The following is a 15316-nucleotide window of genomic DNA, read 5'->3' as shown; positions in this document are numbered from 1 at the left end:
TCTCCTCGCAAGCCGAGGCTCGCGTATTGCGGCTGCCCGGTCAGTTGGCTGCCGCTGCCCTGGCCCGCGCCGCATGCAGCTTCTTGTAGCTCTCCACCAGGCGCAGGTGCCGGTCCAGACCTTCCAGTTTCAGGCTGGTCGGCGTCAGGCCGTGGAAGCGCACGCTGCCGTCCAGCGAGCCCAGCACCGCGTCCATGCGCTCGTTGCCGAACATGCGGCGGAAGTTGGCCTCGTAGTCGGCCATGTCCAGGTCGTCGTCCAGGGTCACTTCCAGCGCCGCGTTCAGGGCCTGGTAGAACAGGCCGCGCTCGACGGTGTTGTCGTTGTACTGGAGGAAGGCTTCCACCAGTTCCTTGGCGTCTTCGAATTTCTTCAGCGCCAGGTGGATCAGCAGCTTCAGCTCCAGAATGGTCAGCTGGCCCCAGACGGTGTTGTCGTCGAACTCGATGCCGATCAGCGTGGTGATGTCGGTGTAGTCGTCGACCTCGGTGTTGTTCAGGTTGCGCAGCAGCGACTTCAGTTCGCGGTCGCTCAGGCGGTGCAGGTTGAGGATGTCGGCGCGGAACAGCAGGGCCTTGTTGGTGTTGTCCCAGATCAGGTCCTCCACCGGGTAGATCTCCGAGTAGCCGGGCACGAGGATGCGGCAGGCGTTGGCACCGAGGTCGTCGTAGACCGCCATGTACACCTCCTTGCCCATGTCTTCGAGGATGCCGAAGAGGGTGGCGGCCTCCTCGGCGTTGCTGTCCTCGCCCTGGCCGGAGAAATCCCACTCGACGAATTCGAAGTCGGCCCTGGCGCTGAAGAAGCGCCAGGACACCACGCCGCTGGAGTCGATGAAGTGCTCGACGAAGTTGTTCGGCTCGGTCAGCGCGTGGCTTTCGAAGGTCGGTTGCGGCAGGTCGTTGAGGCCCTCGAAGCTGCGGCCCTGGAGCAGCTCGGTGAGGCTGCGCTCCAGCGCCACCTCGAAGCTCGGGTGGGCGCCGAAGGAGGCGAACACGCCGCCGGTGCGCGGGTTCATCAGGGTCACGCACATCACCGGGAATTCACCGCCCAGGGAGGCGTCCTTCACCAGCACGGGGAAGCCCTGTTCCTCCAGGCCCTGGATGCCGGCCAGGATGCCGGGGTACTTGGCCAGCACGGCCTGGGGCACGTCCGGCAGGGCCAGCTCGCCTTCGAGGATCTCGCGCTTGACCGCCCGCTCGAAGATCTCCGACAGGCACTGCACCTGGGCTTCGGCCAGGGTGTTGCCGGCGCTCATGCCGTTGCTGAGGTAGAGGTTCTCGATCAGGTTGGACGGGAAGTACACCGTCTCGCCGTCGGACTGGCGCACGAAGGGCAGGGAGCAGATGCCGCGCGCGGTGTTGCCGGAGTTGGTGTCGTACAGGTGCGAGCCGCGCAGCTCGCCGTCCGGGTTGTAGATCGCCAGGCAGTGTTCGTCGAGGATCTCGGCCGGCAGGGCGTCCTTCGGGCCGGGCTTGAACCAGCGCTCGTTCGGGTAGTGGACGAAGTCGGCGTTGGCGATGTCCTCACCCCAGAACTGGTCGTTGTAGAAGAAGTTGCAGTTCAGCCGCTCGATGAACTCGCCCAGGGCCGAGGCGAGGGCGCTTTCCTTGGTCGATCCCTTGCCGTTGGTGAAGCACATCGGCGAGCTGGCGTCGCGGATGTGCAGCGACCAGACGTTGGGCACGATGTTGCGCCAGGAGGCGATCTCGATCTTCATGCCCAGCCCGGCGAGCAGGCCGGAGAGGTTGGCGATGGTCTCTTCCAGCGGCAGGTCCTTGCCGGGGATGCAGGTGCGCTGGCCGTCGAGGGTGGGGATCAGCAGGGCCTGGGCGTCGGCGTCGAGGTTCTCCACCTCTTCGATGATGAACTCGGGGCCCTGCTGCACCACCTTCTTCACCGTGCAGCGGTCGATGGAGCGGAGGATGCCCAGGCGGTCCTTCTCGGAGATGTCGGCCGGCAGCTCCACCTGGATCTTGAAGATCTGCGCGTAGCGGTTCTCCGGGTCGACGATGTTGTTCTGCGACAGGCGGATATTGTCGGTGGGGATGTCGCGGGTCTGGCAGTACAGCTTGACGAAGTACGCCGCGCACAGGGCCGAGGAGGCCAGGAAGTAGTCGAACGGCCCCGGGGCCGAGCCGTCGCCCTTGTAGCGGATCGGCTGGTCGGCGATCACCGTGAAGTCGTCGAACTTGGCTTCGAGGCGGAGGTTGTCGAGAAAGTTGACCTTGATTTCCATGCGGGATACCGGCGTAAGGAGTCGAGCGGTGAAGGAGGGCGGTGTGGCCAGGCGGGCAGTTTACGCCGGGCGGCGCGTGATGCCTGCCTTTCAGGGGGACGGCATGGAAGCCGTCCGCCCGACGGAAGTCAACCCCCGGAGGCCGGGGCGCGGTCATGAGGCCCGGAAAAAGCGCTTGCGGAAGGCTGCCGGGGAAATGCCGACACGCTGGCTGAACAGGCGCCGGAAGGAGTTGCTGTCCTCGTAGCCCACCCGGCTGGTGATCTCGTCGAAGCCCAGGCGCGTGGTCTCCAGCAACTGCTTGGCCCTCTCCAGGCGCAGGGCCTGGAGGTAGGCCAGCGGCGTGGAGCCGGTGGCCTCCTTGAAGCGCCGCTTGAAGTTGCGCACGCCGAAACCGAAGCGCGCGGCGAGTTCGTCGATGCCCAGGGGGGCGGTGAAGTTGGCCTCCATCCAGTCCTGCACGCGCAGCACCGCCTCGTCGCCATGGCCACGCGGCATCGACCAGCTGACATAGACCGATTGCTCGCTGCGCGTGCCGTCGATCAGCAGGTAGCGGCTGCACTGCTGGGCCAGCTCGCGCGAGGCGAAGCGGCGGATCAGGTGCAGCAGCAGGTCCATGGCCGCGCTGGCACCGGCGCTGCTGATGAGGCGGCCGTCCTCGCAGAGGATGCGCCGCTCGTCCAGCCGGACCTCCGGGTAGCGACGGCGCAACAGGTCGGCGAAGGCCCAGTGGGTGGTGGCCTCGATGCCGTCGAGCAGCCCGGTGTCGGCGAGCATGAAGCTGGCCGTGCACATCGACGCGATGACCGCGCCCTGTCCGTGCTGGTGGCGCAGCCAGGGGCGATACCGTTCGAAAGCCGGCAGGGCCTCGCGCAGGCTGAAGAGGAAGCCGGGAATCAGCACCAGGTCGGTTCGCGCCACGTCATCGATTGCGGCGTCCACCGCCATCGTCCGACCCGAGGCATTGGCCACCGGCTGCCCGTCCAGCGAAGCCACGCTCAGGGTGAATGGCGCGGGGGCGGGGGCGGCGAAGCGATTGGCCGCATCCAGTATCTCCAGCGCCAGGGCGGCGCTGGCGTGCGAACTGTACTGGGCGAGCAGGAGCGTGACGTGCATGGGGATTCTCTTGCGCAAGTCGCATGGTATTAGTCATTTGTGCACCTACCTTATCGCAACCGCGCGCTCTAGAGTGCGGCACTCGTCGTTCAAACAGGTGTTCGCTAGATGAACCTATGGTTTCGCCTTCTGTTGATGCTGCTGCGCCGCCCCTGGCGCAAACCCGTACACGGGCTCGCCACCACCGTGGTGCGGCTACGCGTATGGCCGCTGGATCTGGACCTCAACCGGCATGTCACCAATGGCCGCTATTTCACCCTGGCCGACATCGGGCGGATGGACTACGTATTGCGCAGCGGTGCCTTTCGCGTGGCGTTGCGGCATCGCGCGCTGCCCATCGTGGGTGATGTGTGGGGCAAGTTCCGCCGCGAGCTGAAGCTGTTCGAGCGTTTCGAGGTCCACTCGCGGATGCTGGGCTGGGATGAGAAGTGGAGCTTCATGGAGCACCGCTTCGTCAAGGACCAGCGGGTGATCGCGGTGGTGGTTATGCGGGGGCTGTTCCGCGGCCCCAAGGGCACCGTGGCGCCCGCTGAGTTCGCGCGTGAACTGGGCGTGGACGAATCGCCGGCGTTGCCAGGGTGGCTGCAGGACTGGTCGGCCAGTTGCGACGGCCTGAGCGAGTACCTGCGCGAGGCGGAGGCACCGCTGCGATAGCTGCACCTGGGCACGCCGCCCGTGCCATCGCACGGGCGGCGGCCTCGTCACTGGGCGATGGGCACCGGTGTGGCTGCGGGCACGGGCTGCTGGACCCTGACCACGACCTTTCCCCTGGCGCGGCCCGTCTCGACGTAGGCCAGGGCCTCGTCCGTATCCTCGAACGCAAAGACCTTGTCGATCACCGGCCGGATCGCGCCCTCGCCGATGAGCTCGCCGAGCCTGCGCAGCTGCCTGCCGCTGGGCTGCATGAACAGGAACGAGTAGCGGACCTGGTGCCGGCTGGCCTGCTTGCGGATCTTCCGGCTGATCAGGCGGATGATCAGCTGCACCAGCTTGGGCATGCCGGCGCTCCTGGCGAAGTCGGGGTCCGGCGGGCCCGAGATGGAGATCAGCAGGCCACCCGGCTTGAGCACGCTCAAGGATTTCTCCAGCTCATCCGTGCCCAGGCTGTGCAGGACCACATCGTAGCCACGCAGGATCTTCTCGAAGTCGTCCTTGCGGTAGTCGATGACGATGTCGGCGCCAAGGCTTTTCACCAGCGCGACATTGGCCGTGCTGGTGGTGGTCGCCACGCTGGCGCCCAGGTGCCTGGCCAACTGGATCGCGATGCTCCCGACCCCGCCTGATCCCGCATGCACGAATACCTTCTGGCCTTTCTGCAGGTTGGCCTTCTCCACCAGCGCCTGCCAGGCGGTGAGGGCTACCAGGGGGAGGGAGGCCGCCTGCTCCATGCTCAGGCCGGCCGGCTTCGGGGCGACGTTGGCCTCGGATACGGCGATGCAGTCGGCGAAGGCGCCGATGCGCGCGGTGTCGGTGCGTGCATAGACTTCATCGCCCGGCTTGAAGCCCGTGACCCTGGCGCCGACCTGGCTCACCACGCCGGCCAGGTCGTTGCCCAGCACGAGCGGCAGGCGCAGGGGCACAACCCGCTTGAGAGCGCCACTCTTGAGCTTGATGTCCAGCGGATTGATGCTGGCGGCGTGGACCTGCACCAATACATCGTGCTCGCCGAGCGTCGGCTCCGGCACATCCGCAGGCTTGAGGCGCTCCTGCTTTCCATAACGTTCGATGACGAAGGCTTTCATGGTTTCACCTGTTCAGCCGCGCGGGCGCTATCGGCCTGCGCGCGGCTCGAGGGTTGAGTGTGGAGGTGCGGGTTCAGCGGATGCCCTGTGCTCTCAGGGCGGCGGGAGTGAACTCCGATTTGCTCGCCTTGAAGCCGAAGGTGATGGGTTGCGCGCTGTTGTAGATCAGGCCGAACACCAGGTAGCGGTTGTTGCTGAAATCATAGATCGCCTCACCGGCGTACCAGGGCGTGTCGGCGTAGTCGTACTGCACGTGGAAGCCCTCGGAGAAGCGCCACAGTTCGCCACGGCTGTCGTAGTGCTCCGCCAGGGCGATCTGCCAGGTGTCCTCGTCGATATAGAACACGCGCTTGGCATAGATGTGGCGCATCCCCGGCTTCAGCGTGCCGACCACCTTCCACACCCGGTGTTTTTCATAGCGCAGGTATTGCGGTGCGAGGTGGCCCTTTTCGATCAGCTTGGCCGAGGTGAGCTCATGGCTGGTCAGGCGGTAGTTGTTGTAGGGGATATAGAGTTCCTGCTTGCCTTCGAGCACCCACTCGTAGCGATCGGGCGAGCCCGTGTACATGTCGTAGTTGTCGGAGGTGCGCAGGCCGTCCGCTGCGGTGCCGGGGCCGTCGTAGGCGACTTGCGGCGCGCGCCTGACGCGCCGCTGCCCGGAGTTGTAGAGCCAGGCGAGGCGCGGTTGCGCAACCTGGTCGACGGTTTCGTGCACCAGCAGGATGTTGCCCGCCAGGCGCGCCGGGGCCGTCACTTTCTGGGTCGAGAAAATCATGATGTTGGCATCGCGCACCGGGTCGAAGCCGGTCAGGTTTTCCGGCCAGGCGGCGCGGTCTTCGAGCCGGACCTCACTGAACGCACCGCTCGGCTGGGTGATCACCTGGGTGTGTTCGCGGAACAGACTGCCGCCGCGGTATCGCATGAAGTGATTCCACAGCACTTCCACGCCGCTCTTGGGGTGGCTGAAAGGCACGTAGCCCTCGTAGTCGAGTACCCCGTTGCCACCGGGTGCCAGCCTGGCTGTCTGCGCGTTCCTGCGCGCCGCCTCGTAGACATGCTCGGGATACCGGGCGGTACGCCGGGTTTCGTAGACGTTCAGCCGGTAGCCGTCCGGGTTGCGGCGCAACTGCTCGATTTGCCCGGGCGTCAGGTTGTCCCGGTAGGTTTCATAGTTGCTGGCGTCGATGGAGAACTTCACCGGATCGCCGGCGAAGGGGTCGACGAACTGCTTCGGGATGTCGCTCCAGGTGATGCCGCGGCTGAACCCGCCGGTCCATGCGGGGATGGACCCGTCGGCGTTACCGGCCGCCTCGGCACCCAGTGGTGTGAGCGCTTCGGCGGCGGCGGTGAAGCTGGCCGCCAGTGCCATTGCGGCCATCAGGGCGCAGAGCACGCGTGGCTTAGTCATTTGCATGCCCCGCTTGCTCCAGCTGCCGTTCGACCGCAGCCAGGTGCTTGGGGGCCTCGCTTGCGCCGAGCTTCTGGGCCTGCTGGAACCAGCTGTGGGCGTATTCCAGTGCCGCTACGCTGCCGTCCTGGGTGGCACGGGCCATATGGCAAGTGCCCACCGCCAGCGCCAGTTCTGCGGTGATCACGCTCTCGTCCAGTTCGTTGGTGATGCAGGTGTCTTGGGGTGCGGCCTGTGCGGTCGCGACGACGAGGAAGGTCGTCGCACCCAGGAGTTGCTTGATCATGAATAGACCTCGAAGGGAAGATTTCCATTAGGTTCTATGAAAGAACCATGGGGCGGAAAACTAGGTGCTATCATGAAACCTGTCAATCGCTTTCTCGATAACCGCTCAACCTCACCCACGACGGAGACTTCACCGTGGAAAGAGTCACGTTCGAAGATCGAAACTGTTCCATCGCCCGTTCCACGGACGTGCTCGGCGACTGGTGGAACCTGCTGATCATCCGCGAGTTGCTCTGGGGAACTACGAAGTTCGACGAGTTCCAGCGCAACCTGGAGATTTCCAAGGGCATCCTCTCCAAGCGCCTCAAGCTGCTTCAGGAACACTCGATCATCATCAAGACACCGGTCGGCACCGGCACCGAATACACCCTGACCGACAAGGGCCGGGCCCTGCACGTCATCATCATCGCCATGCTCCAGTGGGGGGATGAATGGAATCCGCTGCCGGAGGGGCCCCCGCTGATCCCCATCAACCGGAAGACCGGGGCGCCCCTCGCGCCCTTGCAGTTGGTAGACAGTGAGGGTGTGCCGCTCGGCCTGAAGGACCTGGGCCTTCGCCCCGGCCCCGGTGCGGACGCGACGACCCTGGAGCGCCTGGACAGGCTGCGCAAAGCCCGCTGACTGGCGCGGCGGTGCAGGCCCATCGCAGCGGGGCGAGCACTGGTCGGCGGTAATTTCCTCGACGGACGCTAACATCCGCGCCAGAACGCCCCTCCGGCCATTGCGGACCCCACCTGATGAAATTGCGCCTGTTGCCTCTCAGCCTGCTTCTCGCCTCTTCCCTGACCCTCGCCGCCGACCCGGAACCGGTGCCCAAGGCGCTGGAGGAGCAGGTCGGGCGCCTGGTGGAGCTGCTCAGGGACAGCTACGCCACCGGCTACCCCGAGGCGACCATGACCCAGACCCTGGATACCGGCGAGGAAAGCCAGGTCACCCTGGCGGTGTTCACCGTCGAAGGCTTCGGCATGGGCAACAACTACGCCCAGTTCCTGGCGGCCTTCACCCCGGAGGCGAACGAAGAAGGCGTGCCGCACTACAGCCTGATCGACGTGGTGCGCATCGGTGGCGACAGCTGGCGCTCGATCGAGAAACTCGACGCCAGGCTGGTCAGCGACCCCGCAGGCGACAAGACCCTGATCGACATCCCGGTGATGGAGAACACCGATGACGATTCGCCGAACTTCCCGACCCGTCCCGGCGTGATTCACCTGTCCGTGGACGACGCCTCCCAGGCCACCCGCCTGCTGGAGCTGAAGTGACCCCACCCGTGTCCACGCCCGGCCGCGATGGCCGGCCATGAAGGTCTGTGATCACTGCGGGTTCCTCGTCTTCGAGGTGCACCGCCCGTGCACGCGATGCGCCGAGGATGCGCGGCGGGCGCTGCAGGCCCGGGGGCCCGGACCCAGGCCGTCCGTGCTGCCGAAGGTCCTGAAATGGCTGTTCATCGGCATCGCGGTACTGGGCCTCGCCGCAGCGGGCGGGATCGCCTGGGTCCTGCATTCGCTGGGGCCGATGCCCTCGTTCGGTTGATGGCGCCAGCAGGCGACGCCGACGCGGCAGGCGCTAGGCCCGCACCCAGCGCTGGCGGGTCCAGCCACTCAGGGCGTCGACCGCGAGCACCAGCACCAGCATGGCCAGGATCACGGTGCTGGCGCGGGCTTCCTGGAACAGGCTGAGGCTGACATAGAGCATCTGCCCCAGGCCGCCGGCGCCGACGAAGCCGAGCACGCTGGCCATGCGGATGTTGTTTTCCCAGCGGTACAGCGAGTAGGCCAGCAGCTGCGGCCACAGGTTGGGCAGGGTGCCGTAGCAGAAGGCGGCGACCTGGCCGCCGCCTTGCAGGCGGATGGCCTCGGCCGGGGCGCTCGGCGTGTTCTCCAGCGCTTCGGCGAACAGGCGGCCGAGCACGCCCGCCGTGTGCAGGGCCAGGGCCAGGGTGCCGGCGTTGGGCCCGAGGCCGGCGGCGAGCACCATCAGCGCCGCCCAGACCAGCTCGGGTATCGCCCGCAGGCCATTGAGCAGCAGGCGGGTCAGGCCCTGTGGCAGCGTGCCGAAGCGCCCGGCGGCGGGCAGCGCCAGCAGCAGGCCCAGCAGCGCGGCGAGCAGCGTGCCCAGGGCCGACATGGCCAGGGTCTCCAGCGCGCCCCGGGCGATGGCCAGCAGGTGGGAGTCGCTGAGGTCGGGCTGCAGGAAACGCATCACGTACGCCCCCATCTGCTTGAGGTTCCCCGCCTCACCCAGGGCCGGCAGGTCCAGGCCCAGGTAGAGGAAGGAGGCGATGACGGCGGCGAGGATCGCCAGCAGCAGGGCGGTGTCGACCAGGCGCTTCATGCCAGCCTCCCACGCAGCACGCGGCTGAGCAGGTCCGCCAGCAGCACCAGCAGGAAGAAGGTCAGCAGCATGCTCGCCACCTCGCCGCCGGCGAACATGCGCAGCGACAGGTCGATCTGCTGGCCCAGGCCGCCTGCACCCACGAACCCCATCACCACCGAGGCGCGGATGGCGCACTCCCAGCGGTACACGGTGTAGGAGGTCAGCTCGGCGGCGGCGTTCGGCAGCAGGCCGTAGAAGAAGGCGCCCAGGCGCCCGGCGCCGCCCTGCAGCAGGGCATGCATGGGGCGCTGGTCGACCGACTCGAGGATTTCCGCGTAGACCTTGCCGAGCATGCCGGCATAGGTGATGGCGATGGCCAGCACGCCTGCGGTCGGGCCGAGGCCCACGGCCCGCACGAACAGCAGCGCCCAGACGACTTCCGGCACGCTGCGCAGGACGATGAGCAGCACCCGTACCGGCCAGCGCACTGCCCGGCCTAGCATGCCGGGATGGCCGCCCCGGGAGGCCGCCGACAGCGACAGGGCGCGGCTGGCGAGCAGGCCGGCGGGCACCGCGACCAGCAGCGCCAGGACCATGCCGGCGGTGGCGATGGCCAGGGTCTGCAGGGTGGCGTCCAGCAGCAGCTTCAGGAAGGCCGGGTCGTGGGCAGGCGGCCAGAAGCCGGCGAGGAAGCGGCCCATCTCGCTCTGGCTGTCCGCGGCCAGGAGCACGCCGGGGTCCAGTTCGGCCAGGCGGATGCCGGGCCACAGCAGCGCCACCGCCAGCAGCGCCAGCAGCAGGCGGGGCAGGGTGGCAGGGTCGCGGTGGTCGGCCCTCAGCATCGGGGTATCTGCACCTGCAGGGTCACGGCCTGGGGCGGCGGAGACTGCAACTGCTCATTGGCGTAGAGGGCGTCGAGCAGCGCCTGGTCGACCTCGCCGGCCGGGCGATCGAAGGCGATGCGCCCCTCGCGCACGCCGACGATGCGCGGGAAGTGCGACAGGGCGAGTTCGACGGCATGCAGGCTGGCCACCAGCGTCATGCCATGGGCCTCGGCGTGCTGGCAGAGCACGCGCATCGTGTGGTCCGCGAGCACCGGGTCCATCGCGGAAACCGGCTCGTCCGCGAGCAGGAGTTCCGGCGCCTGGTACAGCGCCCGGGCGATGCCGACGCGTTGCAGCTGGCCGCCCGACAACTGCTGGCACTGGGCGAAGAGCTTGTCGGCCAGGTCCAGGCGCGCCAGCGCGGCGCGCGCACCGGGGATGTCCAGTGGATGCAGCAGGTTGAGCAAGCTGCGACCCAGCCCCCATTGGCCGAGCTTGCCGGCGAGCACGGCGGTGACCACCCGCTGCCGTGGCGGCAGGGGTGGCGACTGGTGGATCAGGGCGATGCGTGAGCGCAGATGCTGCCGGGCACGGGACGACAGCTGCCAGGGGTTCTGCCCGAGCGCCTCCACATGGCCCGCGCTCGGCTGCAGGGCGGTGGCGAGCAGGTTCAGCAGGCTGGACTTGCCTGCGCCGGAGGGGCCGATGATGGCGACCCGTTCTCCGCTGGCGATGCCCAGGTCGACGCCGCGCAGGGCGTGGACCCCATTGCCGTGCTGCAGGCAGGCGCCTTCGAGGCGCAGGCTCATTTCAGCAGGTCGGCGGCGCGGGCGGCTTCCTCGATGCCCTTGTAGTTGTCCGGGTTGGTCTCGATGAAGCGGCTGGCGGCCTGCAGGTCGAGGATCGCCTTGTGCTCCGGGTTGGCCGGGTCGAGGGCGAGGAAGGCCTTCCTGATCTTCTCGGCGAGGGCCGGGTCGAGGGTGCCGCGCACGGTCCAGTTGTAGTCGTAGTAGGCCGGTGTGGTGGCGAACACCCGGACCTTGGCGGTGTCGACCTTGCCGGCGGCGACCAGCTTGTCCCACACGCTGGCGTTCAGCACGCCGCCGTCCACCTTGCCGGCCTGGACCCAGGCGGCGGTGGCGTCATGGGCGCCGGAATAGCCGATGCGGCTGAAGTACTGCTCGGGCTTGATGCCGTCCTTGAGCATGAAGTAGCGCGGCATCAGGCTGCCCGAGGTCGAGGAGATGGAGCCGAAGGCGAAGGTCTTGCCCTTGAGGTCGGCCAGCGACTTCACCTCCGGGTTGGCGGTGATGAACTTGCTGGTGAACTGCGCATCCTGCTCGCGCTGCACCAGCGGGATGGCGTTGCCGGTCTTCAGGCGCACCTGGACGAAGGTGAAGCCGCCCAGCCAGGCCAGGTCCAGGCGGTCGGTGGCCAGGGCCTCGACCACGGCCGGGTAGTCGGCGACCGGGACGAACTGGACCTGCATGCCCAGCGTTTTTTCCAGGTAGGCGCCCAGCGGCTCGAACTTGCGCAGCAGCTCGGTGGGGGCTTCGTCGGGGATGGCGCTGACGCGCAGCACGTCGGCGGCCTGGGTGGCCAGCGTGGACAGGGACAGGGCGAGGCCGGCGGTGGCGGCCAGGATGCGCTTGAGCATGAAGATTCTCCGGTTCAATGGCGGAAAAGGTTCGCAGTCACGCGCCGGGCGCGCTTGCAGAGGGTAGCCGAATCGGCGGCGATTATAGGGAGGGAGGTGTGAAACGCCAGCTTTGCTAAAATCCGCCGCCATCAGAATCACGAGGTGTGCAATGAGCGAGCCGATCCGTTTGACCCAGTACAGCCATGGCGCCGGTTGCGGCTGCAAGATTTCCCCCAAGGTGCTGGACGTGATCCTGGCCGGCAGCGGCGCGCAGAACCTCGACCCGCGCCTGTGGGTCGGCAATGCCTCGCGCGACGATGCTGCGGTGTACGCCCTGGACGAGGAGCGCGGGGTGGTCTCCACCACTGATTTCTTCATGCCCATCGTCGACGACCCCTACGACTTCGGCCGCATCGCCGCGACCAACGCGATCAGCGACATCTACGCCATGGGCGGCGACCCCTTGATGGCCATCGCCATCCTCGGCTGGCCGGTGAACCTGCTGTCGCCGGAGGTGGCTCGCGAGGTGATCCGGGGAGGCCGCGCGGTGTGCGATGCGGCGGGCATCCCGCTGGCCGGCGGCCACTCGATCGACGCGCCGGAGCCGATCTTCGGCCTGGCCGTGACCGGCGTGGTGAACAAGGCGCACATGAAGCGCAACGACACCGCAACCGTCGGTTGCAGGCTCTACCTGACCAAGCCGCTGGGTATCGGCATCCTCACCACCGCCGAGAAGAAGGCCCGGCTGCGTGAGCAGGACGTCGGCCTGGCGCGGGACTGGATGTGCACCCTCAATACCCCCGGTTCGCGCTTCGGCCGCCTGGCGGGCGTCCGTGCCATGACCGACGTCACCGGCTTCGGCCTGCTCGGCCACCTGGTGGAGATGGCCGACGGTGCCGGCCTCACGGCTCGGCTGGATTACGCCAGCGTGCCGCGCCTGCCGGGCGTCGAGCATTACCTGGCGGAAGGTTGCGTGCCCGGCGGGACGCAGCGCAACTTCGACAGCTATGGCGACAGGATCGCGCCGATCTCCGACGCGCAGCGGGACCTGCTGTGCGACCCGCAGACCAGCGGTGGCCTGCTGGTGGCGGTGGCGCCCGAGGGCGAGGCCGAGTTCCTCGCCGTGGCCGCCGAGCTGCGGCTGGACCTCTCGCCCATCGGCCAACTGGTCGAGCGACAGCGACACGCGGTCGAGGTGCTGTGATGCGTGACAACACCACCGACTACCGCGAACTCTTTCTCAACGATGTCCCGATGATGGACATGCGTGCCCCGGTGGAATACGCCAAGGGCGCCTTTCCCGGCACCGTCAGCCTCCCCCTGATGACCGACCTGGAGCGGCAGAAGGTCGGCACCTGCTACAAGCAGAAGGGCCAGCAGGCCGCCATCGAGCTCGGCCACCAGCTGGTGTCCGGCAAGGTCAAGGCGCAACGGGTGGAGGCCTGGGCGGCCTTCGCCAAGGCCCACCCCGAGGGCTACCTCTATTGCTTCCGGGGCGGCCTGCGGTCGCAGATCGTGCAGCAGTGGCTGAAGGAAGCCGGCATCGAGTACCCGCGCGTGATCGGCGGCTACAAGGCGATGCGGACCTTCCTGATCGAGACCCTGGACCGTGCCGTGGCCGAGTGCGAGTTCGTCGTCGTGGGCGGCATGACCGGCACCGGCAAGACCGAGGTGGTCAAGGCCCTGGCCGACAGCGTCGACCTGGAGGGCCACGCCAACCACCGTGGCTCCAGCTTCGGCAAGCGTGCGACCTTGCAACCCTCGCAGATCGATTTCGAGAACCGCCTGGCCATCGACCTGCTCAAGCGCCGGGCGCGAGGCCAGCAGCAGTTCGTGCTGGAGGACGAAAGCCGCATGATCGGCATGTGCTCGCTGCCGCTGTCGTTGCACCAGGGCATGCAGCATTTCCCGCTGGTATGGCTGGAGGACAGCCTCGAAGGGCGCATCGAACGCATTCTCAAGGACTACGTGATCGACCTGGCCGGCGAATTCCGCGCCGTGCACGGCGATGAGCAGGGTTTCGAGCGTTTCGCCGAGCGCCTGCTGCAGAGCCTCGACAACATCCAGAAGCGCCTCGGCGGCGAACGTTACCAGCGCCTGCGGCTGATCATGCAGGCGGCCCTGGACGAGCAGCGTCGCCGTGGTGTGGTGGATCTCCACCGTGGCTGGATCGAGGGGCTGCTGCGCGAGTACTACGACCCGATGTACGCCTACCAGCGCGAGAACAAGGGCACGCGCATCGAGTTCGCCGGTGACGCGCCGGCCATCCTCGACTACCTGGCGCAGCGCCGGGCGCGGCGTTAGGGGCTGTCGACCAGGGGCGGCCCCGCCGTTGTACGTCGCACTGACTCATGGGGGCCGGATCGATTCCGGATGCCGGGTGCCGAGGACCACGGCGAGGGAGTCCGGGCGCCAGAATTCCTGGTCGAACTCCACGGGTTGGCCGTGTTCGCCGTAGCTCAGGCGCTCCAGGTAGAAGCTGCCGGACCCCGGCGAGACCTGCAGCAGCTCGGCCTGGACATCGTTCATCGTTTCCGGATGCATGAGCAGTTCGCTGCGTGACTGCACGCGGCCGAAGCGCTCGCGCAGCAGGCGGGTGAGCGAGGTGTTGAGGTCGGTGCGGAGCAGGTCGGGGCACCAGTCCACCAGCAGCACGTTGCATTCCAGCAGCACCGGGCGCTGGTCGACCCAGCGGCGCCGTTGCAGGTAGAAGACCGGCTCCTCGGGGTGCTCCAGGCCCATGCGCTTGGCCAGCCAGGCGCCGGCGGGGCGGCGTTCGGCGTGCAGGCATTCGGTGCGCGGCACGCGCCCCTGGGCCGCCACGTATTCCATGAAGCCGATGATGCCGGTGGGGTCGTAGCGGATGCGCGGCGGGCTCACATACCAGCCCCTTCGGTTCTGGCGGTAGATCAGGCCGTCCGTCTCCAGCAGCTGCAAGGCTTGGCGCAGGGTCACCCGGGTGCAGCAGAAGCGCTCGGCCAGCTCACGCTCCGCCGGCAGCTTGCTGTCACTGGGGAGGACGCCTTCGGCCAGGTCCGTCACCAACTGGTCGCGGATGCGCAGGTAGTGGGGCAGTGAGGCTCGCCAACCGCCCTGGGGCAAGGACTCGGTGACGAACGAGGGGCGCGACGGGTTCAGCAGCGCGCCGTTCACGCCGTTGCCCCGGCAGCCGCTGCCAGCGGCTGCTCCTGGTGCCGCAGGTCCTTGCGCCAGGCGTGCAGGCCATAGCCGGCGAGCACCACGAAGCCGGCGTAGAGCGCGGCGGTGAGTTGCAGGTCCTTGTAGAGGAAGAGGCCGACGTAGGCGATGTCGAGGATGATCCACAGCCCCCAGCTCGCCAGGTACTTGCGCGCCGCCCAGAAGCTGGCCACCAGGCTGAAGGCGGTGAGCAGGGCGTCGACCCAGGGCACGGCGGCATCGGTGAAAAGGTGCATCAGGCTGCCCAGCAGCACGGCGCCGAGCAGGCCGGCGAGCAGGCTGAGAACGGCCTCGCGCGGGGGCAGGCGCTCGACGCGGACCTTGCCGCCGACGCTCTGGCCGCTGCTCCAGCGCCACCAGCCGTAGCCTTGCAGCACGGCGAAGACCAGTTGCAGGAGCATGTCGGAGTAGAGCTTCACGCCGAAGAAGATCCAGGCATAGAGCAGCACCGCGACCACGCTGACCGGCCAGCACCAGCGGATGCGCCGGGCGGTGAGCCAGACGCCGAGGATGTTGACGATGACGGCGACGATTTCCAGTGATGACATCGAT

General features: G+C 67.6%; 17 protein-coding genes. 6 read left to right on the top strand and 11 right to left on the bottom strand.

The window, feature by feature from the left end:
* Nucleotides 1–40 precede the first annotated feature (40 nt).
* Nucleotides 41–2239 (bottom strand): OsmC domain/YcaO domain-containing protein, encoded by a 2199-nt coding sequence (locus ACYJSS_RS19980; RefSeq protein WP_236205566.1) that lies wholly within the window; start codon nt 2237–2239, stop codon nt 41–43.
* 153 nt (nt 2240–2392) lie between these two features.
* Nucleotides 2393–3355 carry a GlxA family transcriptional regulator gene (locus ACYJSS_RS19975; protein ID WP_236205567.1) on the bottom strand — a complete coding sequence of 321 codons (963 nt, stop codon included), beginning with the start codon at nt 3353–3355 and terminating at the stop codon, nt 2393–2395.
* Between the two features lie 108 nt (nt 3356–3463).
* On the opposite strand from ACYJSS_RS19975, the gene ACYJSS_RS19970 reads away from it, so the two are divergent.
* Nucleotides 3464–4009, top strand: coding sequence for a thioesterase family protein (locus tag ACYJSS_RS19970; protein ID WP_236205568.1), 546 nt, complete (start codon nt 3464–3466; stop codon nt 4007–4009).
* A 47-nt stretch (nt 4010–4056) separates the two neighbouring features.
* Here the strand turns inward: ACYJSS_RS19970 and ACYJSS_RS19965 are convergent, their stop codons facing one another.
* From ACYJSS_RS19965 to ACYJSS_RS19955, 3 genes are all read right to left on the bottom strand, one after another.
* The gene (locus ACYJSS_RS19965; RefSeq protein ID WP_236205569.1) at nt 4057–5097 is read right to left on the bottom strand and encodes an NADP-dependent oxidoreductase; all 1041 of its coding nucleotides are present in this window, start codon (nt 5095–5097) and stop codon (nt 4057–4059) included.
* A gap of 73 nt (nt 5098–5170) precedes the next feature.
* Complete coding sequence (locus tag ACYJSS_RS19960; RefSeq protein ID WP_371921721.1) at nt 5171–6511, bottom strand: DUF1329 domain-containing protein; 1341 nt, start codon at nt 6509–6511, stop codon at nt 5171–5173.
* The gene (locus ACYJSS_RS19955) at nt 6498–6791 is read right to left on the bottom strand and encodes a hypothetical protein (RefSeq protein WP_236205570.1); all 294 of its coding nucleotides are present in this window, start codon (nt 6789–6791) and stop codon (nt 6498–6500) included. Before ACYJSS_RS19955 ends, ACYJSS_RS19960 begins: the two co-directional genes overlap by 14 nt.
* A 134-nt stretch (nt 6792–6925) precedes the next feature.
* Here ACYJSS_RS19955 and ACYJSS_RS19950 point away from each other — a divergent pair, with 134 nt between their 5' ends.
* From ACYJSS_RS19950 to ACYJSS_RS19940, 3 genes are all read left to right on the top strand, one after another.
* Entirely contained in the window at nt 6926–7411 is a 486-nt protein-coding gene (locus ACYJSS_RS19950; protein ID WP_111263235.1) for a winged helix-turn-helix transcriptional regulator, read from the top strand.
* Nucleotides 7412–7527: 116 nt separating this feature from the next.
* A complete protein-coding gene (locus ACYJSS_RS19945) occupies nt 7528–8049 on the top strand; it encodes a hypothetical protein (protein WP_236205571.1) in 522 nt (173 codons plus the stop codon).
* A 37-nt stretch (nt 8050–8086) separates the two neighbouring features.
* A complete protein-coding gene (locus ACYJSS_RS19940; protein ID WP_146603051.1) occupies nt 8087–8320 on the top strand; it encodes a hypothetical protein in 234 nt (77 codons plus the stop codon).
* Nucleotides 8321–8353: 33 nt separating this feature from the next.
* On the opposite strand, the gene phnE is transcribed toward ACYJSS_RS19940, so the two are convergent.
* The 4 genes from phnE to ACYJSS_RS19920 are packed head-to-tail and all read right to left on the bottom strand — an operon-like array spanning nt 8354 to nt 11584.
* The gene (phnE, locus tag ACYJSS_RS19935; RefSeq protein WP_213630029.1) at nt 8354–9121 is read right to left on the bottom strand and encodes a phosphonate ABC transporter, permease protein PhnE; all 768 of its coding nucleotides are present in this window, start codon (nt 9119–9121) and stop codon (nt 8354–8356) included.
* The gene (locus tag ACYJSS_RS19930; protein ID WP_236205572.1) at nt 9118–9945 is read right to left on the bottom strand and encodes a PhnE/PtxC family ABC transporter permease; all 828 of its coding nucleotides are present in this window, start codon (nt 9943–9945) and stop codon (nt 9118–9120) included. Before ACYJSS_RS19930 ends, phnE begins: the two co-directional genes overlap by 4 nt.
* Entirely contained in the window at nt 9939–10736 is a 798-nt protein-coding gene (locus tag ACYJSS_RS19925; protein WP_111263231.1) for a phosphonate ABC transporter ATP-binding protein, read from the bottom strand. The genes ACYJSS_RS19930 and ACYJSS_RS19925 overlap by 7 nt, the downstream gene beginning before the upstream one ends.
* Complete coding sequence (locus ACYJSS_RS19920; protein WP_236205573.1) at nt 10733–11584, bottom strand: putative selenate ABC transporter substrate-binding protein; 852 nt, start codon at nt 11582–11584, stop codon at nt 10733–10735. Before ACYJSS_RS19920 ends, ACYJSS_RS19925 begins: the two co-directional genes overlap by 4 nt.
* A 151-nt stretch (nt 11585–11735) precedes the next feature.
* Between ACYJSS_RS19920 and selD the strand changes: the two genes are divergently transcribed.
* Both selD and mnmH read left to right on the top strand, forming a co-directional pair.
* On the top strand, nt 11736–12770 hold the full coding sequence (selD, locus tag ACYJSS_RS19915) for a selenide, water dikinase SelD (protein ID WP_236205574.1): 1035 nt from the start codon (nt 11736–11738) through the stop codon (nt 12768–12770).
* Nucleotides 12770–13870, top strand: coding sequence for a tRNA 2-selenouridine(34) synthase MnmH (mnmH, locus tag ACYJSS_RS19910; RefSeq protein ID WP_236205575.1), 1101 nt, complete (start codon nt 12770–12772; stop codon nt 13868–13870). The genes selD and mnmH overlap by 1 nt, the downstream gene beginning before the upstream one ends.
* 45 nt (nt 13871–13915) lie before the next feature.
* On the opposite strand, the gene ACYJSS_RS19905 is transcribed toward mnmH, so the two are convergent.
* A complete protein-coding gene (locus ACYJSS_RS19905) occupies nt 13916–14641 on the bottom strand; it encodes a UTRA domain-containing protein (RefSeq protein WP_236205606.1) in 726 nt (241 codons plus the stop codon).
* A 74-nt stretch (nt 14642–14715) separates the two neighbouring features.
* Nucleotides 14716–15312 (bottom strand): nicotinamide riboside transporter PnuC, encoded by a 597-nt coding sequence (gene pnuC / locus ACYJSS_RS19900; RefSeq protein WP_236205576.1) that lies wholly within the window; start codon nt 15310–15312, stop codon nt 14716–14718.
* Between the last annotated feature and the right edge of the window lie 4 nt (nt 15313–15316).

The organism is Pseudomonas sp. No.21, from assembly GCF_054558415.1.
Note: the sequence above shows the minus strand (reverse complement) of the source record. Positions and strands in the feature narration are given on the sequence as shown.

What these genes read in the sequence shown, in the direction of transcription:
- ACYJSS_RS19965 (WP_236205569.1), bottom strand. Translation starts at nt 5,097, where the DNA reads ATGAAAGCCTTCGTCATCGAACGTTATGGAAAGCAGGAGCGCCTCAAG.
- ACYJSS_RS19945 (WP_236205571.1), top strand. Translation starts at nt 7,528, where the DNA reads ATGAAATTGCGCCTGTTGCCTCTCAGCCTGCTTCTCGCCTCTTCCCTG.
- phnE (WP_213630029.1), bottom strand. Translation starts at nt 9,121, where the DNA reads ATGAAGCGCCTGGTCGACACCGCCCTGCTGCTGGCGATCCTCGCCGCC.
- ACYJSS_RS19980 (WP_236205566.1), bottom strand. Translation starts at nt 2,239, where the DNA reads ATGGAAATCAAGGTCAACTTTCTCGACAACCTCCGCCTCGAAGCCAAG.
- ACYJSS_RS19970 (WP_236205568.1), top strand. Translation starts at nt 3,464, where the DNA reads ATGAACCTATGGTTTCGCCTTCTGTTGATGCTGCTGCGCCGCCCCTGG.
- ACYJSS_RS19975 (WP_236205567.1), bottom strand. Translation starts at nt 3,355, where the DNA reads ATGCACGTCACGCTCCTGCTCGCCCAGTACAGTTCGCACGCCAGCGCC.
- ACYJSS_RS19930 (WP_236205572.1), bottom strand. Translation starts at nt 9,945, where the DNA reads ATGCTGAGGGCCGACCACCGCGACCCTGCCACCCTGCCCCGCCTGCTG.
- selD (WP_236205574.1), top strand. Translation starts at nt 11,736, where the DNA reads ATGAGCGAGCCGATCCGTTTGACCCAGTACAGCCATGGCGCCGGTTGC.
- pnuC (WP_236205576.1), bottom strand. Translation starts at nt 15,312, where the DNA reads ATGTCATCACTGGAAATCGTCGCCGTCATCGTCAACATCCTCGGCGTC.
- ACYJSS_RS19955 (WP_236205570.1), bottom strand. Translation starts at nt 6,791, where the DNA reads ATGATCAAGCAACTCCTGGGTGCGACGACCTTCCTCGTCGTCGCGACC.
- ACYJSS_RS19925 (WP_111263231.1), bottom strand. Translation starts at nt 10,736, where the DNA reads ATGAGCCTGCGCCTCGAAGGCGCCTGCCTGCAGCACGGCAATGGGGTC.
- ACYJSS_RS19920 (WP_236205573.1), bottom strand. Translation starts at nt 11,584, where the DNA reads ATGCTCAAGCGCATCCTGGCCGCCACCGCCGGCCTCGCCCTGTCCCTG.
- ACYJSS_RS19960 (WP_371921721.1), bottom strand. Translation starts at nt 6,511, where the DNA reads ATGCAAATGACTAAGCCACGCGTGCTCTGCGCCCTGATGGCCGCAATG.
- mnmH (WP_236205575.1), top strand. Translation starts at nt 12,770, where the DNA reads ATGCGTGACAACACCACCGACTACCGCGAACTCTTTCTCAACGATGTC.
- ACYJSS_RS19940 (WP_146603051.1), top strand. Translation starts at nt 8,087, where the DNA reads ATGAAGGTCTGTGATCACTGCGGGTTCCTCGTCTTCGAGGTGCACCGC.